This window comes from Nostoc sp. C110, from assembly GCF_043099725.1.
GTDB lineage: Bacteria > Cyanobacteriota > Cyanobacteriia > Cyanobacteriales > Nostocaceae > Nostoc > Nostoc muscorum_A.
The window spans coordinates 5625765-5644816 of sequence record NZ_CP171148.1; the positions used below are offsets into that span (position 1 = coordinate 5625765).

Sequence of the window (19052 nt, forward strand, 5' to 3'; positions counted from 1 at the left end):
ACCAAAATTATTCAGTCAGCCTTAAGAGTCTTAACTGATTTCGAGAATATGCAATCTAAAACCGTTCATAATCAATCCCTAACCAATACCCCTTCAGCTTTTACTCAATTTTGGGAAGATATCAAAGCGATCGCAGGACCTTACTGGTATCCCACAGAGGCATTGGGACGAGCATTTTCAGACGTGATTCGTGCATGGGGAATGCTCATCATCCTGATATTATTAATAATAATGCTTGTCGGTGTAACTGCCTTTAATAGTTTTGTTAGCCGCTATTTGCTAGATATCATTACTGAAGAAAAAGATTTTAATGAATTTATTAATACATTATTAGTTTATGGTGCTGCCCTTATCTGCGTAACACTCTTAGTAGGATTTTCTAAATTTGTTAGAAAAAAAATCGCTCTTGATTGGTATGAATGGCTAAATAATCATGTTTTAGAAAAATATTTAAGCAATCGTGCCTATTATAAAATCAATTTCAAATCCGATATTGATAATCCAGATCAACGAATATCCCAAGAAATTGAACCTTTAATCAGAAATGCTCTCACGTTTTCGGCTACTTTTCTAGAAAAAGTGCTGGAGATGGCAACTTTTTTAATAATTATCTGGTCTCTCTCCCAATTTGTTGCAGTTGTATTGGTTGTTTATACGATAATAGGCAATTTAATTGCTGTTTATTTGGCTCAAGAATTGAATAAGATTAAACAAGAGGAACTCGAATTTGATGCAAACTATGCTTATAGCCTGACTCATGTACGTAATCACGCTGAATCAATAGCTTTCTTTCAGGGAGAAAAAAAAGAATTAAATATAATCCAGCAAAGATTTAATAATATTATTCAAAGTGCTAAACGCAAGATTAATTGGGAGTTAACTCAGGATATTTTTAACAGAGGATATCAGGCGGCTATCCAAATATTTCCATTTATAGTATTCGGGCCTTTACAGATTAGAGGTGAAATTGAATTTGGAGAAATTGCTCAAGCCAGTTTAGCTTGTAATTTGTTTGCTACTGCTATGGCAGAATTAATTAGAGAATTTGCAACTTCGGGACGATTTTCTAGTTACGTTCAACGTTTGAGTGAGTTTACAGATGCTTTAGAATTTGTTACCAAAGAACCAGAGAAAGTAAGTACTATTAAAACAATAGAAGAAAACCATCTCGCTTTTGAGAATATCACTTTACAAACACCCAACTATGAACAGGTGATTGTTGAAGATTTATCACTTTCTGTTCAACCTGGAGAAGGCTTATTGATTGTTGGGCCTAGTGGTCGAGGTAAAAGCTCTCTATTGAGAGCGATCGCTGGCTTGTGGAATGCAGGTACTGGTCGTCTGGTGCGACCTCCATTAGAAGAAGTGTTATTTTTGCCCCAACGTCCTTATATAATTTTGGGAACTTTGCGTGAACAATTACTCTATCCTAATACAACTCGTAAAATGACCGATGCAGAACTCAAAGAAGTTTTGCAACAAGTCAACCTACAAAACTTGTTGAGTCGAGTAGATGGCTTTGATACAGAAGTTCCTTGGGAGAACATATTATCACTAGGAGAACAACAACGCCTTGCATTTGCACGACTACTAATTACTCATCCTAGATTTACTATATTAGATGAAGCAACAAGTGCTTTAGATTTGAAAAATGAAGAGAGTTTATATCAACAGTTGCAAAACACAAAAACAACTTTTATCAGTGTTGGACATAGAGAAAGTTTGTTTAATTATCATCAATGGGTTTTGGAACTATCAGGAGATTCTAGCTGGAAAATTATTAGCGTACAGGATTATCAACTACAAAAAGCAAAAGAAGCTGTCATTAATCTTCCTAAAAAGCCTGAAATCACAATAGATATTTTACCCAAAAATGAATCCCAAACTAAACCAGAAATATCTATTGAGATAGGTACAGTCGAAGGTCTTTCTCATAAAGAAATGCAGATATTAACAGACTGTAGCATTAACACCATCAGAAGCAAGGCTAGCCTTGGGAAGTCTATTACTGCTAATGATGGCTTTACCTACCGCTATGACAAAGACCCAAAGGTGTTGAAATGGGTAAGAGCTTAACGAATATTTTTACTTTTTAAAATCAAGGTCATGCTAACTAAACAGCAAAGACAACTAATTACTTACAAGACTATTTCTATTTATGAAAGAACCTATCAATTACCAGTTCTAAAAAATAATGCTGTAAAAATAGTTCAGAAAAAAATTAGAGAACGTCAAAGATTAATTAAAGAAGGCGTTCGATATCGTCATCAACTTGGCGGGATAATTAAGCGAAAAGAAGAAATTAGCCAAGGAGAAGTTTTTCAGGAAATCCAATTATTTATTAAAGATTACAGCCATATTATTGATTTTTTAGAAAATTACAAGGATAATTATCATGATTTTTTATTAAATCTTGCGGATGACTTAAAAGAATTATTTAAACAAAAATATTTGGCTATAAAAGCCTTAGAAGACGAAAGAAGTAAATTAGAGCTAAAAAATCATAATAATCCGAAAATACTTGATGAGCTAACATGGGAAAAGCAAGAAAACCTCAAAGCAGTTTTGCTATTGAGTAATGCTTATTTCTTAATGCTAGAAAAAATAAAACTGCTTGGTGAAGGGATTAAAAACCTTGCAGAAGATACAAAAAATCAAAAAGAAGTTGTTCAGCAAATAGTAAAAGATTTAGAAGTATATCAAGAAATTTACGAATATCAAAGAAAAGCCTATAAAATTCGTCAAGAAATAGCTAAAATTGCCCACACTGCAATCAACCTTGAAAATTCTTTACAAGAATACTTTAGTCCCTTTCAATCTTTAATAGATGAAGTCATAAAAGTAGATGAATATTTTTATGCAACTGTTGGAGATATTAAAAATTTAGGAGATAATATTTTAAAGTATCAATCAAACTTGTTTAACCTGGAAAAAAACGAGGCTATTTCTGAAAGTTTTCTCGATTTTATGGTGACAAGTTATGAGAAAAAAGCCAGATTAAAAGATGCTTTTATTCAATCTCAATTATTAGATTGGCAAATCCATAATTTTGATTTGAGCGAAAATGGTGTCTTTTTAGACAAGGGCATTGATTTAATATCTAACTATATATCCAAGCAACTAACAGATCAAAGAAAAGCGCTAAGTATAGCAGAAGTAAATTTTGTCTCTACAGATTCTCTATCGCCTGTTGAAGAAACAGGATTGATAGGACTGACTAATAACAATGTTACGTTGCCAAAAAAATTTCCCAGCAATAAAGGTATTGATTATACCCAATTGCGGGATCTCCTAGCACAACATTATTGGAAAGAGGCTGATATTGAAACCACTAAAATAATGCTAAAAGTCATGAGTAAAAATTATTGGAATGAAGTTTACAAGGAAGATATTGATAACTTTTCTTGTCAAGAACTTCACATTATCGATCAACTTTGGGATAAATATAGTTATGGCTATTTCGGCTTCACTGTTCAGCAAACTATCTGGAGCGAAATGGGTGGTCAGGTAGACTACGAAACAGAAAAAAGACTTGGCGATCGCCTTGGTTGGCGAAAAGAGGGAAACTGGTTAGACTATGAGCAACTAACTTTTAAATTGTCCCCTATGACACCGATGGGACACTTGCCAGCTCAATGGTTACACTACGATCAACATAGTTTTGACTTATCCCCAAAATCATCTACAGAACACCTTTCAATGGGAGCTTGGCGGGTCAAGTCTTGGTTAGTTTGGCAGATGCATTTATTCTTTTCTCGTATAAAAACTTGTCACGAAAGTTTCTTATGTGATAATCGCACATTTATTAAGAATAGGAAAAATTAGAGCTAAAGCTAATTTGAGGATAAACATGACTAATAGTAAGCATTCTGATATAGAAATAGAAATTTTACTTTTTGGAAAATGGCGTTTTGATACCTCCTCCGAAAAAGTGACTATTGAATTTAAAGATGATATGACTTATGAACAAACCACGGTTCAAACATTGCTTTTCTCTAAACCTAAAGAACTTATAACAGGGAATAAATTTACTGGGGTATGGTATGTAAGTCAAAAAAAATTGTATTTAAATGTTAAAACTATGCCAAAATCCTTTTTGAACTTAAGGATACCACTAGTTTTTAAGATATCCATTGCAGATATGATAGCTACTTTAAGTTCGGTACTTATGGTAGAAAATTATGAAGTTATGAGAATTAATAGTTCTAAATTTTTAATTAAGGATAAAGAACAATCAATTATTGGGACAAAAATAAATAATATTAATATTAGAAAATAACTTTATTTTGTTACTTTGGAGATGGGTACAGCGGGCTTAAATACGTTTTTTTTGATAAAATTAACTCTCAACTAAGATCCAATCACAATTACGGGCGGTAACATTTCTAAAACCGTAATGCTCAAATCAGGAAACTCTAAAGGTGAAATAGTCGCATCTTCTGCCAAAATCACTTCACTTTGATAGCCATTCTGAGTTGGTTCTCGAAAGACATGCAATTGACGACTAACCACATCTAACACCCAATAATCTGTAATTCCCGCTTGCGAGTAGGCTTTAGCTTTGATTTCGCAGTCTAGTTTCAGGCTGCTATCTGCTACTTCAATAATCAGATAAACTTCTTTTGGAGTGGGATGATGGTCTGCGTAGTCTAGTGGATCTACTTTAACGACAGCTATATCTGGTTCTGGTTCAGATCGTGCGTTTAACTTTACTGGGTCTTGAATACATACCCAAGCCCGATTTCTCAAACTATTTTGCAGTAATCTATCTGTTCTCCCCACTGCTGAACGATGGGCTGTCCCTTTAGCAATCATCCAAATAATCTTTCCTTCTAGGAGTTCTACTCGTTCATCTGCACCAAAAATCCCAACCTCAGCCATCCGATGGTATTCTTCAACTGTCCACAGGCGAAGCCTTAACGTCGTTTCTGTGTTTTGCATGGCTTGTTTCGCAATTGTGAGAAGTAATTAATATTTTAGCCTGTTTTACTTGACTTAAGAAAAATAGTATGATATTGGCAAGATATTTCGCTTTAGTCAACTTAACCTAAAATCGGCTGTTATAAACTAAACCGCATCTATAAAGTCAAAACCCGCGCAGGCGGGTTTCAGACTCTTGATTTAACCTTAGCCCAAATCGGTGTAGCTCTCGTTTATGTGCCTGTAACCTCTGCGAATTCAACTTGTTAAGGCTGCTAATCTTCTAAAATCTGGATTTCATCAAGTTGATTAATCACCACATCTGCACCTCGGACATTATCTGACTTACCCACCCAAGTGATACCAATACAACCTGCGGCTTTAGCATTACGTGCCATTTGCATATCGCCAACGGCATCACCTACCATCAAGGTAGCACCTGGTTCAACTCCCAATGCTTCGCAAGCTTGCAAAAATAGGACTGGATCTGGTTTGCTCGGTCCCTCATCTACTCCCATTTTTAACTGGATATAATCGCTTAATTGGTGATGCGCTACAAACTTATTTACTTCATCGGTTGTTGCAGCTGAGAGGATACCGAGTTTTAAGCCTCCTTTGCGTAAGTATTTCAACAAGTCTAAGCTACCCACAAATAGCGGTGAAGGAGTTTGTTCGATGTATTTTTCTGCTTCATCCAAAGCTTGACGGGCTATTTTTAAGGACTCAAACCATCCTTTCCCTGTTTCGGCAATATATGCCGCAGCCGCAACTTCTGTTTCGCGGCGACTCGCTACCGATATTAAGCCTGCCGGATCTAGAAGATTGCCATTGATGCCAAATGCCATTAATAGGGGTTCCCCAGTTCCAGGGATTTGAGCATCTATTAATCTTGTTGCCTTTTGTGCGAGCGATCGCAAATACGTTTCTGAATCTTCTAGAGTACCGTTTTTGTCAAACAAAATTGCCTGAATATTATCAAAAGTGATTTTTCTACATTTAATAGTTGCCACAATATTTCACCCCACTTATTTAGTCAGAAGTTATGAGTTTTTATTCCTAACGCCTAACTGTTCCCAATTTTCCACATAAAAAAAGAGGGTTTTTCCCTCTTTTTACAATGATTTAATACTCTTACTTAAAAACAAGTAAAACTATAAAATGTATTATTCTTCAATAGCTGCTGGAATTTCTTCTTCAGTTTCCGTGGCTGCTGGAATCTCTTCTTGAATTTCCGCAACTACTGGGGTTACTTCCTCAATTTCTGCTGCTGGTGGAATTTCTTCTTCTAGTTCTGCTGCTGGTGGGATCTCGTCTTCAATTTCTGTTGCTGGTGGAATATCTTCTTCTGCTAAAACATCAGCAGGTGCAGCAGGCGCAGCAGTAGCACCTTGTTGCTTGGCTAACAGTTGTTCACGATATTTAGCAGCCATTTCTTCTGCCTTATCGTAAACCAAATCCCGGTTTTTAATCATGTCGCCGGGTTCGGGTTCTAGCTGCTTGGTAGATAGGGAAATGCGACCCCTTTCTGCATCCAAGTCAATGATCATCACTTTCACTTCATCATTGACATTGAACACGCTATGAGGCGTATCAATATGTTCGTGGGAAATCTCAGAAATGTGTAGTAGACCACTTACACCACCAATGTCGATGAAAGCACCGTAGGGTTTGATACCACGAACTGTACCAATTACTACTTCCCCGACTTCTAGGCGGTTCATCTTGCGTTCAACCAACGCCCGACGATGAGATAGAACTAAGCGGTTACGTTCTTCATCCACCTCTAGGAATTTCAATGGCAGTTCTTCGCCTACCAATTCTTCTTTAGGTTTGCGAGTACTGATGTGAGAACCTGGGATAAAGCCACGTAATCCTTCAATCCTTACCAATGCACCACCGCGATTGGTTGCAAACACGCCAGAACGGACAGTGGCATCTTCTGCTTGCAGCTGTCGCACACGTTCCCAAGCCCGCATATATTCAATACGGCGAATGGAAAGGGTTAATTGACCATCTTCGTTTTCATCGGTAAGGATGAAAAACTCACGCGTTTCGTTTGACTGTAAGACTTCTTCCGGGCTATCCACCCGGTTAATAGACATTTCTTGTATAGGAATATATGCTGCGGTTTTAGCACCAATGTCAATCAGAGCGCCGCGCGGCTCTATACTGAAAACTGTTCCTGGCACAACATCGCCAGGGCTAAAATGATAATCGTATTTGTCAAGTAGAGCAGCGAAATCTTCGTGAGTGAATCCAATTTCTGTAGCGGTTAAATTCTGATTGACCATGCTGATTTGTTCCTGGTTCTAGTCTCCGTAAAGGTTGTGCGACAAGCGCGATGTACTATGTAAGCAGTTCTATGGCAGTTTACACCTAACATCCTTTTTCATCCTAGCGCAGAAAAGCTAGTATTAACACATATCTACTCCCAAGATTGGAAATTATATCACAATATAAAAATGATTGGTTATTTACTTAGTATTTAAAATTAACAAAGGACAAACACAATAATATCCGTTGCTCCTACAATTAGTAGCAACGGATACTAACTTCTTTAAATCAGCTAAAGGTCTGGTAATTAGGATCTACTTATCTTTTGGTTTCTCAAAGCGAGGGGGTTCGCGAAATGCGATCGCAAAAAAGATAGTACCTATACACAGAGTAAAAATCAAGATGTACGCAACGCTTTCCATATTATGAATTCCTGCCTATCCAGCCAGTAATTAAAGTTCTGAGTACTGAGTCACCGAATGCTGAGTCAGAGCCTTAACTCGGAACTCAGCACTCAGAACTCAGCACTGAAATTAGAGAGCTTCCTTCCGGCGGGTTGACTTGTCACCCACTTTCTGGAACAGCCCCCACTCAACTTGCTCTTCTAGATCCGCATCAACACCGGCAAATACGTCTCGGTAGATTGTCCGAGAGCCATGCCAGAGATGACCAAAGAAGAACAGCAGAGCAAATACAGCGTGTCCAAAGGTAAACCAACCTCTAGGACTGGTGCGGAATACACCATCAGAGTTCAAGGTTTCGCGGTCAAATTCAAAGATTTCACCACCTTGAGCTTTCCGAGCATACTTCTTCACATCAGCTGGTTCTGTAAAGGTTTTACCATTCAGATCCCCACCATAGAAGCTGACGGTGACACCAGATTGCTCGAAGCTATACTTTGATTCTGCCCGACGGAAAGGAATGTCAGCGCGGATAATTCCATCAGCATCGGTCAAAATTACTGGGAAGGTTTCAAAGAAGTTAGGGAGACGACGCACGGTCAATTCCCGTCCTTCAGAATCTTTGAATACAGCGTGACCTTGCCAAGATTGGGCAATGCCATCACCCTTCACCATCGGCCCTGTACGGAATAGACCGCCTTTAGCGGGGCTATTACCGACGTAATCATAGAAAGCCAGTTTTTCAGGAATCTGCGACCAAGCTTGGTCAAGGGTTGCACCTTGAGCAACGTCAGTTTGGACGCGGCGCTGAATTTCTTGACGGAAGTAGCCTTGATCCCATTGGTAACGGGTAGGGCCAAACAATTCGATGGGAGTGGCAGCGTTTCCGTACCACATAGTACCAGCAACAACGAAAGCAGCAAAGAAAACTGCTGCAATACTGCTAGAAAGTACTGTTTCAATGTTCCCCATCCGTAGGGCTTTGTAGAGCCGTTCAGGGGGTCTAACTGTGAGGTGGAATAACCCTGCAATAATACCAACAACACCAGCCGCAATGTGGTGAGCCGCAATGCCACCAGGGTTATATGGGTTAAAACCATCTGGGCCCCATTCCGGTGCTACTCCCTGGGCAGCCCCAGTTATACCATAAGCATCAGAAACCCATATCCCCGGTCCAAATAGTCCGGTGACGTGAAAAGCACCAAAGCCAAAACAAAGTAGACCAGATAAGAACAGGTGAATGCCAAACATTTTTGGCAAGTCTAGAGCAGGTTCACCAGTGCGGGGATCTCTAAAGAGTTCCAAATCCCAGTAAACCCAATGCCATACGGCAGCTAGGAATAAAAGACCGGAAAGAACAATGTGAGCCGCAGCAACGCCTTCAAATGACCAAAAGCCAGGATCACTTGCTGGGCCACCAGTAACGTTCCAACCACCCCAAGATTGGGTAACGCCCAAACGCGACATGAAGGGTAGGACGAACATCCCTTGCCGCCACATCGGATTGAGAATCGGATCGCTAGGGTCATAAACAGCCAGTTCGTAGAGTGCCATCGAACCAGCCCAGCCTGCTACTAAGGCTGTGTGCATCAGGTGTACAGAAATCAGTCGCCCTGGATCATTCAGAACGACTGTATGTACTCGGTACCAGGGTAGTCCCATCGACTACGCTCCTCCTCGATGAGTTAGTTTACAAAGCAATTTTCTTACTGAGATTCTAAGGAACGAAATTCGCCACTCAGAAAACTCTCTCTTGTTTTTTGTTATTGCCAGAGCCAGAGTACTACCACAGTTAGTCTTATAAGTTAGACAGCGTGGGTGCTTTGGCAATGCTTACTCGCTTCGGGAGGTTTACCTTGTAGGGTAGCCACCGCCAAGCAAAAAATGAGAATGTTTTAAAAAGTGTAACTATTGATGGAATTGTTTGCAAGCGTGTAAATTGATGCGATCGCGTAGCATCTCAAAGTTTTTTCGCTACCAATCCCTCTTGGAGATTAAATTTACTTATCTCTATGAGGGGGGCGGGGAGACAAGAGGACAAGGGGACAAGGAGAATTGGGGACAAGGGGAAAGACTTGTTTCAAGTTCTCACCTCTTGTCCCCTTGTCCTCTTGCCCATGCCCAATTCCCAATGCCAATCCTACTGAACCACCAAATGGATATTTTGCAGTTGGCACTTCGCCTCAGCTGTGTTTAGGCGTTCAATTACCTGTTCAGCACTCATCAAACGTTTGAGTACTACTTGACCTATGGTAGTACCGGCTGTGACTGGTATTGTCGGCTTCACTTCTATGGTTAAAATGGCTTCTTCAACTCGATAAAGCCATAGCAATTCGTTTTCTTCCACTAAACAAATATTCATTCGCTGAATATCTGGTTGCCGTCGCCATGCAGTTACTTGCCAGAGTCCATCAGATGCCCAGACTCTAGCAACTGCCCATCCCTCAGATAGAAAGAAATACTTCACGCTCTTAGTCTCACTATTAAACTTTCAATCTGCTGTTTACGATTACGATATCGTATATTATTTGTTAATTATGTATAACTAATAATAATTTAAATCAAAGACATTTAAATTATTGTTGCTCAATTTTAATAAAAATAAATTCTTCTTTGTATTGAATGTAGCTCAGTACAAAAAATAACAAGATCGCATATTTAAATATTTAGCTAGTAATTGTATTTTGTTATTAAGTTTACAATAAATTTCATGTATGCTTTTGATACCAAATACAAAACATAAGCTTAAGAGTATTTAGGGAAATTATGAACAAACCGATAAACTCACCATTTAGATATCCTGGTGGCAAATTTTATGCTCGACATTTGATTCTTAATCATATTCCTTTTCACTCTTGTTATGTTGAACCTTTTGCGGGGGGTGGTTCTATTTTTTTTGTAAAAGATAAAGTAAATATTAATTGGCTCAATGATATTGATGAATTATTAATAAATACCTTATTAATAATTAGAGATCAACCAGAAGAATTAATCAAATTTTTAGCAGGGGAATCCGCTACGAAAGAAAGACATACATATTACAAAAATGAATTCATCCCACAAAATCAATTAGAACAAGCTGGTAGATGGTTTTACCTTAACAGAACCTCCTACTCTGGGATTATGAAGCATCAAAATTGTTATTGGGGATATGGTGACAAATACAGTATGCGTCCAGAGAATTGGCCCAGAAACATACGTCGAACTTCAGAGAAACTTCAAAACGTTAAAATTACTAATCTCGATTTTGAAGAAGTTATCGAATCTGTACCTAATGGATCTTTTTTATTTATCGATCCTCCTTATTTCAATGCATATCAAGATAAACTTTATGCTCATTCATTTTCTAAAGACGATCATTTCAGGCTATGCCAAATATTAAATAGATATAAGGAAAAAATAAAATTTCTTCTAACTTACGATAATAACGACACAATTAGAAATCTATATGAATGGGCATTGGAAATACACGACAAAGAATGGAATTATACAATTAGTAGAAGTGACGATCAAAAAAATGGGAAAAGTAAGCAAGATAACTTGAAAGGCGAACGATATAAGGGGAAAGAAATTTTTATATTAAACTACTCTTCTCTTGACTCTACTTCTCCAAATTCGGAACAGTTAATTTAGAACTTTGAATTATTATGATGATGTAAAGTTCTACATATTATAGTAAGCATTTAATTATTTTTACTTAATCATCCTGAATACACATAAATTTATCTATTCGAGCAAAATCTTCTATAAAAAGTATCTAAAGTAGTAATTAATTGTAAAATTTTCTATAAAACTAACAAATATATAGTATAATCACTGACTTCTAATTACATAAAATTTAACTGTATGACCTGGTTTTCCTTGTCCGTGAAACGGTGGGGTCGGATTACACAATTCCTATCTTTGTTCTGTCTATGCTTATTTTTAGTTGTTAGTTGCGCTCCTCGTCCACAGCCTTCTACGCCACCATCGGGTTCTGTAAATAGCCCTACAGGTGATGGCCGTATTACTATAGGTACAACAGCAAAGCCGAGAACCCTTGATCCAGCTGATGCTTATGAGTTAGCATCCTTGGGTTTGGTGTTTAATATGAGCGATCGCCTCTACACCTACGAACCAGGAAGCACGGAAATCAAGCCCCAGCTTGCTACAGCATTACCTAAAGTCAGTCAAGATGCCTTAACTTATACCATCCCCTTACGTCAGGGAGTGGTTTTTCACGATGGGACTCCTTTCAACGCCGAAGCAATGGCGTTTACCATCAACCGCTTTATTCAAAATAAAGGAAAACCTTCATTCTTACTAGGTGATATAGTAGATTCGGTAAAAAATACAAGTGAGTATGAGTTAACCATTAAGCTGAAAAAGCCCTTTGCAGCCTTTCCTTCTCTGCTAGCGTTTCCTGGGGTATGTGCAGTTTCGCCAAAAGCTTACGAACTCGGCGCTGGTAAATTTAAGCCGAATATTTTTGTAGGAACTGGCCCTTACAAGTTAGCGCAGTATGGTACTGATTCAATAAGATTTGATACGTTTGATAAATATTGGGGAGAAAAACCAGCTAACAAAGGTGTTAACCTCCAAATTCAAACTAGTCCGGTTAATTTGTTTAATGCTTTCCGTACAGGCGCTGTAGATGTGGCTTATCTATCGCTACAGCCAGATCAAAATCGGAGCTTAGAAGAAGGTGGTAAAAAAGGGGATTGGCAAGCGATCGCAGCTGAAGGTAGTGTAGTAAGCTATCTGGTATTGAACCGGAATCAAAAGCCTTTAGATAAATTAGAAGTCAGACAAGCGATCGCGTCAATAATTGACCGTCCACTCTTAAATGAGCGGGCCTTACTTGGTCAAGCAGATCCGCTTTATAGCATGATTCCCACAACATTTAAAGTTTCTGTGCCATTATTCAAAGATGCTTATGGCGATGCTAACTTTGATCAAGCTAAAAAATTGTTAACTACTGCTGGTTTCTCCAAAGAAAATCCGGCAAAAGTCCAAATTTGGTATCCTTCTAGTTCGCCTACTCGTAGTTTGGCAGCACAGACCCTCAAATCTCTTGTAGATGCCAAAATGGATGGAATTCTGCAATTTGAAGTTACCCCTGCTGAAGGCCCAACATTTTTTAAAGACATTGCCAAAGGATTATATCCAGGAGCTTTACTTGATTGGTATCCAGACTTTTTAGATCCAGATAATTACGTCCAGCCGTTTTTGTCTTGTGACAAAGGTTCAGTTGCTAAAGGATGTGAAGATGGAGGCAGTCAAACTCAGGGTTCGTTCTACTATAACGAAGCGATGAATAAACTGATCGATCAACAACGCAAAGAACTGAATCCCGAAGCGCGTCAGAAAATTTTTGCAGAAATTCAAAAGCAAGTAACTGCTGATGTACCTTACGTTCCCTTATGGCAAAGCAAAGACTATGTATTTGCTCAAAAAGGTGTGAACAACGTACAACTTAACCCAACCCAAATTCTGGTTTACCAGACAATTAAAAAGTAGTCATTAGTCATTGGTCATTAGTCATTAGTAAAGAGTTAAATCTTGTCTATTTTGAAACTTGGAGTTTTTCAGGAAAGTTAGGACTTACGCAAAACTACACGCAGTAAGGGCAATTCACGAATTTCCCTTCTGCAAAATCAAGTTTTCTAAACAAATGACAAGGGACAAATGACAAATGACAAATGACAAATGGCAAATGACAAATAACAAATAACTAAAATATGTCTCGCTCTAAAGCTTTACAATATTACATAGTTTCTCGGTTGCTTCTCGCACCACTTCAGCTATTAACAATTATCACCATTGTCTTTCTCTTATTAAGAGCAACACCAGGAGATCCCGCAGATGCAATTCTTGGTGGACGTGCGCCAGAAGCTGCCAAAGAAGAATTGCGAAAACAACTAGGTTTAAACTTTCCTTTGTGGCTACAGTACCTAAATTATTTGGGAAGCATACTGCGCTTTGACTTGGGAACGTCTCTAATGAGTCGCGGACAGAATGTTTGGGACATAATTGGGCAATATTTCCCGGCGACGGTGGAGTTAGCAGTATGTAGTATGGCGGTTGCACTCATCGTTGGGATTGCGGTTGGGACTCTTTCAGCTTCTCGTCCTGGGACATATTTTGATGTTGGTGGGCGCTTGTTTGGGATTATCACCTACGCACTCCCCATGTTTTGGGCGGGAATGCTTTTGCAGTTGATTTTCTCAGTCCAACTGGGTTGGTTTCCCAATTCCAACCGCTTTCCGCCTAATCTTCCGGCTCCCACTCCTGTGACTGGGTTGTATACAATTGATAGCTTACTCGGTGGAAATCTCACCCAGTTTTTCACATCTTTGCACCATCTTGCCCTACCGAGTCTGACTTTGGGAATTTTGCTGAGTGGGATTTTTGAGCGAATTGTGCGAGTAAATTTAAAACAAACCTTGCAAGCCGATTATGTAGAAGCCGCTAGAGCCAGAGGTATTGGTGAAAATAAAATTTTAGCCTCCCATGCCTTAAAGAATGCTCTAATCCCAGTAATTACAGTGTTGGGGTTAACTTTTGCCTCTCTGTTAGGTGGAGCGATTTTGACAGAGGTGACATTTTCTTGGCCTGGGTTAGCGAATCGACTGTATCAAGCGATCGCCGATCGCGATTATCCCACAGTTCAAGGGGTGCTAGTGTTTTTTGGTGCGATCGTTGTGAGTGCCAGCATTTTAATTGATATTTTAAATGCTTATGTAGACCCGCGAATTCGCTACTAACAAAAAGTTCTTAATTCTTTCTAACCTTCTTGTGGGGTAGGCATCTTGCCTGCCCTTTTATATTACATGAAGCAGTAAAATGTAGGTTGGGTTAAGCAAAGCGAAACCCAACGCAAAACTATCATTTCGTCTGTGAAATATTATCGATTTGAGTTATCTGACCCAAAGATACTTTGACGGCTAATATCGGTATAGCAGTAGCTGCAATCAGAACAGCAGTAGCCAAAATAATTGCGACTGGTTTACCACCATATTGCACTAAGACCTTAAAAATATTTTCTGCTGTCTGACCCCCAGCTTGAACTAATTCCACTGTATCTGATTTGCTTAAAGCAGCAGTAATATTTTCAGCGATATCGAGAAGTTGTTCTGTATTGTTTGACTGACTGAGAACATCTAGAGATTGAACTATTGGCTGTTGCTGTGTGGCTAAATTTTCATTTACAGGATAGTAAGTAGACATCGTTTTGCACTCCTCTGTTGTTTCGATGTCTCTATATTCGCCTGTAGTTCATTGTTATACGTAGGATGTAGGTAAATGTAGGATTAGGTCATAAATACAAAGAATATCTACATAGACGTAGGATTATGTAGGTTTTGCTGTAAAATACTAGACCTATATCCAAGTGTTAACTTTACTCTACCAACTCAATCAGGTTAAATGGAAGCTGAAGAAGCATTAGAGTCTATTAAGCAAATATTTGAGGAGAGGAAAAGAAAAGTAGTATTACTGGACAAGTTAGAAGAAAAAGTTTTTCTACTAAGTTGGCAAGGGATGAATTATAGTCAAATGCCTTCTAAAATAGGGAAGCCTAATCCTACTGCCAAACCATATACAGAGCAGTATTTCAGAGAAAGAGGTAAAAAATTAATTGATAAAATTAAGAAAGTTTTAAATATAGACGGCCTTGATAAAAGAAATTTTAGGGAAGAACTTGAAAACTTTTTTGATAAAAATTATAACGACCCTAATAAAAAACTATCTTATCTCACAGCGCTAAAACCAGATTATACTACTTCTCCAGAGTTACCTAATAATACTGCATCTAAGCTAAATCAAAATCCTTTCATTCCCTTTAATGGGAGAGTAGAGGAAAAGTATCTATTCTTTGACCGAGAGCGCGAAATCCGGCGAATATTTGAGGTACTGAATAGTGGTAGTAGTATCGTTTTAATTGGGGAAGAGGGAATCGGCAAATCTTCGCTGCTATGGATGATTTGCCAACAGGCGAAGAATTTTCTCAAAAGTGAACGTCAGCCAGTTTTCTTAGACCTGAATTTACTTCATAATGAAAGTCAATTTTATAGTGAATTGTGCCACGAGATCGGTATACCTGACAGTAAAGACTATCAGTTAACCCGCAATTTGCGAAGTTGTAAAATACTATTGGCTATAGACAATGTAGGAAAATTTACAGGTGAAGGTTTTACTCGCAACATAAGGGATTATTTGCGCGGTTTAGCTGAAGGAAGTAATGCTCCGTTGAAGCTGATTTTAGCTGCCACCGAACCCCTGAACAACCTTTTTAAGGATAGTCAGGAGCAAGGTAATACTTCTCCGTTGGCAGGTATTTGCCAAGAGGAACATATTCATGCTTGGGATGAAGCTAATATGCGTGCTTTTATTGCCAATCGTCTGGCTAGAACTTCAGTGAGTTTTACTGAAGAAGAAATCATTCGACTCATCCAAGAAAGTGGCGGACATCCTCGTAAGCTGATGCAATTGTGTTACCGAACTTATTCGCGGTATGTGGAGAGTTTGCAATGAATTACCAGGCTTTGACCTCTCCCCCAACCCCTCCCCTGCGAGGGGAGGGGAGCAAGATTACTCCTACTCCCCCTTCCCTCATAGGGAAGGGGGCTGGGGGGTTAGGTTCTTCACGGGCGAAGATGGAGGTTGAATAATGACCCCTGTACCCCGTTTAGACTTAGCGCCCAAGTTGAAGCGTCCTCTCTCGCTGTGGAACCCCTTGGATTATCTGCGCCTTTTGTATTGGGTGTTTTTCTTTCCGCAAGCTTTGCGGTGGTATGTGGATACATTCGGGGGTGGGTATATTCCTGAAGGGGAAATGAATTGGCAGAAGGGATGGGAGTTATTGCGTCAAAATGCCATCCAACGTCAGTTACTTTTTCAAGGATTAGTTTTAACAGTAATTACACCTGTCGCTATAGGTTTAATTTTTCAGACTGCAAATGTTCGCATTAACTGGTTTGGCGTGGCGGTAGGCGTGGCGGTAGGCGTGATGGGAGGCGTGGTGGGAGGCGTGGCGGGAGGCGTGGTGGTAGGCGTGGCGGTAGGCTTGATGTTCGGCGTGGCGGGAGGCGTGGTGGTAGGCGTGGCGGTAGGCGTGGCGGTAGGCTTGATGTTCAGCGTGGCGGTAGGCTTGATGTTCGGCGTGGCGGTAGGAGTGGCGGTAGGCTTGATGTTCGGCGTGGCGGTAGGAGTGGCGGTAGGCTTGATGTTCGACGTGGCGGTAGGAGTGGCGGTAGGCTTGATGTTCGGCGTGGCGGCAGGAGTGGCGGTACTGCGTCCAGAATCTTGGCTTATTGGTGGCTCACTTTTAAACTTGCGAACAATTCAAAACAGTAGTTCTCTACCCCCTGGCATCAGTTTGCTTCCCCTTCCTAATTTTGTCTGGCACTTGGAAAATTGGTTGCAAAATGATTTGGAAACAGGTTTACATAATATTAATGAACTGCTGAGGTATGGGTATACCCTACAATTTATTCCTGTTGTCCAAGCAGTGAATAGAGTACTTGCCAAAATACCCTCGGAACAACTTGTTTGGACTGTCTCTCGACTGGCGGCAAATCCTTTTAATTGGAATATAGTACGTTTTACTTCAGCTTCTTTAGATGAAACTCTAAAGTCAAATTTTATCAAAGACTTCTTCTCCTCCCCTTGTTTTTTTTTCTTGCCTCATGCTTGGCGAGAAGGATTACAGGCTCGTTTTAACACAGATACTCACTTAGATAGTCCTGCCCGTGCTGCTGCTGCTGGCTTCTGGCATCTCTATGAAGAAGAACCAGCGAAAGCAGTAAAGGCTTTTACAGTAGTGCGTTCTCTTCTCTATGGCGAGGAAATGTTTACCCTTGCCCAAACTTTAGCGGCGTTTGATAAAGCTGAAAACCCAGTTTCTATTGCTGCTATCCAAGTTCCTCCTTTTCCACAGGAACCGCTTTTACGCCCAATTACTTGGAAAATCCTTGCTAATTTGCATCGAGTTGTTGAGGATGTGCAGTTTGTTAATCGCAGCGTATCACGTTCAGCCAGGTCTTTAGCTCTCAATCGAGCATTAGGCGAACTAACAAAAATCCTAAATCAAGCTGACACCTTGCCGCAAGCAGAGCAAGGGTTAATCATAGATATCGCTGAAACTTGGAAAGAAAGCCTTTTACAAATCACTGGTGAAGTGGGAGAAATTTCCATCACCAAGCCTGTGGTTAATCCTTATATTGTAGGCGACCCCGTTCAAGGTCATCTCTTTGTTGGGCGAGAAGATATTATCAGACAGTTAGAAGAACTCTGGGTGATGGGTAATCAACTTCAGTCTATAGTTCTCTACGGTCACAGGCGGATGGGCAAAACTTCCATCCTGGTTAACGCTGCTAACTGTCTAGGCGAACAAATACAGCTAGCTTATGTCAACTTGCTACGTTTGGGAGATAGCCCCCAAGGTGTGGGTGAAGTACTAATGGCAATTTGTGATGAAATTTCTCAAACTGTAAAACTTCCATCACCAGCTGATGCTGATTTACTAAATCTCCCCTATCGGACTTTTGAACGCTATTTAAAACAGGTTGAAGCGCAGCTAGATAGTGGGTTAATCATTGCCTTAGACGAATTCGAGAAAATTGAAGATTTAATTGAAGCGAAAAAAATCCCTATCGACTTTATGGGTTTTCTGCGCGGTTTAGTGCAAATGAGTTCTAAAATCGCTTTTGCCTTTGCTGGTTTACACACTTTAGAAGAGATGACAGCAGATTATTTTCAACCCTTCTTTGCCAGCGTCATTCCTATTCATGTAGGCTTTCAAGAACGTGCAGCTACTCGCCAAATTCTCGCTAACCCAGGTTATGAAGACTTCCCCCTCGACTACATACCGGAAGCTTTAGATGAAATTTATGCTTTAACAAATGGCCAACCATATTTAGTGCAACTGCTGGGTTTTCAGCTAGTACGCGGCTACAATGACTTTGTTTTTGAGCAAGGGCGATCGCGTGACCCAGTTTTCACAGTAGAAGATGTGGAAGCAGTTATCAATGATCCTGAGTTTTTCAAGCGGGGACGCTATTACTTTGATGGGGTTTGGGGTCAGGCGGCGCGGGGTGCTAAGGGTCAACAAGCAATTGTACAAGTGCTTGCACCTCACCCAGAGGGTTTAAGTCTGGATGCCTTAGCTCAGTCTACAGGTATGAACGACGCTGATTTACAGGAAGCGCTGAATACTCTGAAGCGTCATGATGTAGTTGAGGAAACTCAGGGAAGCTGGCGGATTATGGTAGAACTTTTTCGCCGTTGGGTTTTGCAGCAGTAGGTAGAGCGATCGCATTTGCTATTTCGGCGATCGCATTTGCTATTTTGGCGTTCACATTTGCTATTTCGGCGCTCGCATTTGCTATTTTGGCGACTCCATTTGTTATTTCGGAGTTCGCATTTGTTACTTCGGAGTTCGCATTTGTTACTTCGGGGTTCGCATTTGTTACTTCG

At 39.8% G+C, this 19052-nt stretch carries 15 protein-coding genes; 8 read left to right on the forward strand and 7 right to left on the reverse strand.

The window, feature by feature from the left end; all coding sequences use genetic code 11:
* The first annotated feature begins 48 nt into the window (after window positions 1-48).
* The 3 genes from ACFFRD_RS29030 to ACFFRD_RS29040 are packed head-to-tail and all read left to right on the forward strand — an operon-like array spanning window position 49 to window position 4279.
* Window positions 49-2076 carry an ABC transporter ATP-binding protein/permease gene (locus tag ACFFRD_RS29030; RefSeq protein WP_392479130.1) on the forward strand — a complete coding sequence of 676 codons (2028 nt, stop codon included), beginning with the start codon at window positions 49-51 and terminating at the stop codon, window positions 2074-2076.
* A gap of 30 nt (window positions 2077-2106) precedes the next feature.
* Window positions 2107-3825: a GUN4 domain-containing protein gene (locus ACFFRD_RS29035; protein ID WP_392479131.1), complete on the forward strand. Its 1719-nt coding sequence runs from the start codon at window positions 2107-2109 to the stop codon at window positions 3823-3825.
* 25 nt (window positions 3826-3850) lie between these two features.
* Entirely contained in the window at window positions 3851-4279 is a 429-nt protein-coding gene (locus tag ACFFRD_RS29040; RefSeq protein WP_392479133.1) for a hypothetical protein, read from the forward strand.
* A gap of 71 nt (window positions 4280-4350) precedes the next feature.
* Here the strand turns inward: ACFFRD_RS29040 and ACFFRD_RS29045 are convergent, their stop codons facing one another.
* From ACFFRD_RS29045 to ACFFRD_RS29070, 6 genes are all read right to left on the reverse strand, one after another.
* The gene (locus ACFFRD_RS29045) at window positions 4351-4941 is read right to left on the reverse strand and encodes a Uma2 family endonuclease (protein ID WP_392479134.1); all 591 of its coding nucleotides are present in this window, start codon (window positions 4939-4941) and stop codon (window positions 4351-4353) included.
* Window positions 4942-5195: 254 nt separating this feature from the next.
* On the reverse strand, window positions 5196-5930 hold the full coding sequence (locus ACFFRD_RS29050) for an HAD family hydrolase (protein ID WP_114081686.1): 735 nt from the start codon (window positions 5928-5930) through the stop codon (window positions 5196-5198).
* 153 nt (window positions 5931-6083) lie between these two features.
* Window positions 6084-7211 (reverse strand): 30S ribosomal protein S1, encoded by a 1128-nt coding sequence (locus ACFFRD_RS29055; protein ID WP_392479136.1) that lies wholly within the window; start codon window positions 7209-7211, stop codon window positions 6084-6086.
* A gap of 297 nt (window positions 7212-7508) precedes the next feature.
* Window positions 7509-7616, reverse strand: a complete 108-nt coding sequence (locus ACFFRD_RS29060) for a photosystem II reaction center protein T (RefSeq protein WP_012409025.1) — start codon at window positions 7614-7616, stop codon at window positions 7509-7511.
* 111 nt (window positions 7617-7727) lie between these two features.
* Window positions 7728-9257, reverse strand: coding sequence for a photosystem II chlorophyll-binding protein CP47 (psbB, locus tag ACFFRD_RS29065; protein WP_114081688.1), 1530 nt, complete (start codon window positions 9255-9257; stop codon window positions 7728-7730).
* A 478-nt stretch (window positions 9258-9735) separates the two neighbouring features.
* Window positions 9736-10062 (reverse strand): hypothetical protein, encoded by a 327-nt coding sequence (locus ACFFRD_RS29070; protein ID WP_185583357.1) that lies wholly within the window; start codon window positions 10060-10062, stop codon window positions 9736-9738.
* 299 nt (window positions 10063-10361) lie between these two features.
* On the opposite strand from ACFFRD_RS29070, the gene ACFFRD_RS29075 reads away from it, so the two are divergent.
* The 3 genes from ACFFRD_RS29075 to ACFFRD_RS29085 all read left to right on the forward strand — a co-directional run bounded on the left by ACFFRD_RS29075 (window position 10362) and on the right by ACFFRD_RS29085 (window position 14341).
* Window positions 10362-11228, forward strand: coding sequence for a DNA adenine methylase (locus tag ACFFRD_RS29075; protein WP_392479140.1), 867 nt, complete (start codon window positions 10362-10364; stop codon window positions 11226-11228).
* A 213-nt stretch (window positions 11229-11441) separates the two neighbouring features.
* Window positions 11442-13094, forward strand: coding sequence for an ABC transporter substrate-binding protein (locus ACFFRD_RS29080; protein WP_392479141.1), 1653 nt, complete (start codon window positions 11442-11444; stop codon window positions 13092-13094).
* A 221-nt stretch (window positions 13095-13315) separates the two neighbouring features.
* Window positions 13316-14341 carry an ABC transporter permease gene (locus ACFFRD_RS29085; RefSeq protein ID WP_012409030.1) on the forward strand — a complete coding sequence of 342 codons (1026 nt, stop codon included), beginning with the start codon at window positions 13316-13318 and terminating at the stop codon, window positions 14339-14341.
* A 121-nt stretch (window positions 14342-14462) separates the two neighbouring features.
* Here ACFFRD_RS29085 and ACFFRD_RS29090 read toward each other — a convergent pair whose 3' ends face one another.
* Window positions 14463-14804, reverse strand: a complete 342-nt coding sequence (locus tag ACFFRD_RS29090; RefSeq protein ID WP_179064744.1) for a hypothetical protein — start codon at window positions 14802-14804, stop codon at window positions 14463-14465.
* Window positions 14805-15002: 198 nt separating this feature from the next.
* Here ACFFRD_RS29090 and ACFFRD_RS29095 point away from each other — a divergent pair, with 198 nt between their 5' ends.
* A complete protein-coding gene (locus tag ACFFRD_RS29095) occupies window positions 15003-16109 on the forward strand; it encodes an AAA family ATPase (protein ID WP_392479142.1) in 1107 nt (368 codons plus the stop codon).
* 136 nt (window positions 16110-16245) lie between these two features.
* Window positions 16246-18879 carry an ATP-binding protein gene (locus tag ACFFRD_RS29100; RefSeq protein WP_392479143.1) on the forward strand — a complete coding sequence of 878 codons (2634 nt, stop codon included), beginning with the start codon at window positions 16246-16248 and terminating at the stop codon, window positions 18877-18879.
* Window positions 18880-19052 lie beyond the last annotated feature (173 nt).

Coding starts and splice junctions, on each gene's coding strand:
- ACFFRD_RS29075 (WP_392479140.1), top strand. CDS start 10,362: ATGAACAAACCGATAAACTCACCATTTAGATATCCTGGTGGCAAATTT.
- ACFFRD_RS29035 (WP_392479131.1), top strand. CDS start 2,107: ATGCTAACTAAACAGCAAAGACAACTAATTACTTACAAGACTATTTCT.
- ACFFRD_RS29040 (WP_392479133.1), top strand. CDS start 3,851: ATGACTAATAGTAAGCATTCTGATATAGAAATAGAAATTTTACTTTTT.
- ACFFRD_RS29080 (WP_392479141.1), top strand. CDS start 11,442: ATGACCTGGTTTTCCTTGTCCGTGAAACGGTGGGGTCGGATTACACAA.
- ACFFRD_RS29060 (WP_012409025.1), bottom strand. CDS start 7,616: ATGGAAAGCGTTGCGTACATCTTGATTTTTACTCTGTGTATAGGTACT.
- psbB (WP_114081688.1), bottom strand. CDS start 9,257: ATGGGACTACCCTGGTACCGAGTACATACAGTCGTTCTGAATGATCCA.
- ACFFRD_RS29095 (WP_392479142.1), top strand. CDS start 15,003: ATGGAAGCTGAAGAAGCATTAGAGTCTATTAAGCAAATATTTGAGGAG.
- ACFFRD_RS29100 (WP_392479143.1), top strand. CDS start 16,246: ATGACCCCTGTACCCCGTTTAGACTTAGCGCCCAAGTTGAAGCGTCCT.
- ACFFRD_RS29085 (WP_012409030.1), top strand. CDS start 13,316: ATGTCTCGCTCTAAAGCTTTACAATATTACATAGTTTCTCGGTTGCTT.
- ACFFRD_RS29090 (WP_179064744.1), bottom strand. CDS start 14,804: ATGTCTACTTACTATCCTGTAAATGAAAATTTAGCCACACAGCAACAG.
- ACFFRD_RS29045 (WP_392479134.1), bottom strand. CDS start 4,941: ATGCAAAACACAGAAACGACGTTAAGGCTTCGCCTGTGGACAGTTGAA.
- ACFFRD_RS29055 (WP_392479136.1), bottom strand. CDS start 7,211: ATGGTCAATCAGAATTTAACCGCTACAGAAATTGGATTCACTCACGAA.
- ACFFRD_RS29030 (WP_392479130.1), top strand. CDS start 49: ATGCAATCTAAAACCGTTCATAATCAATCCCTAACCAATACCCCTTCA.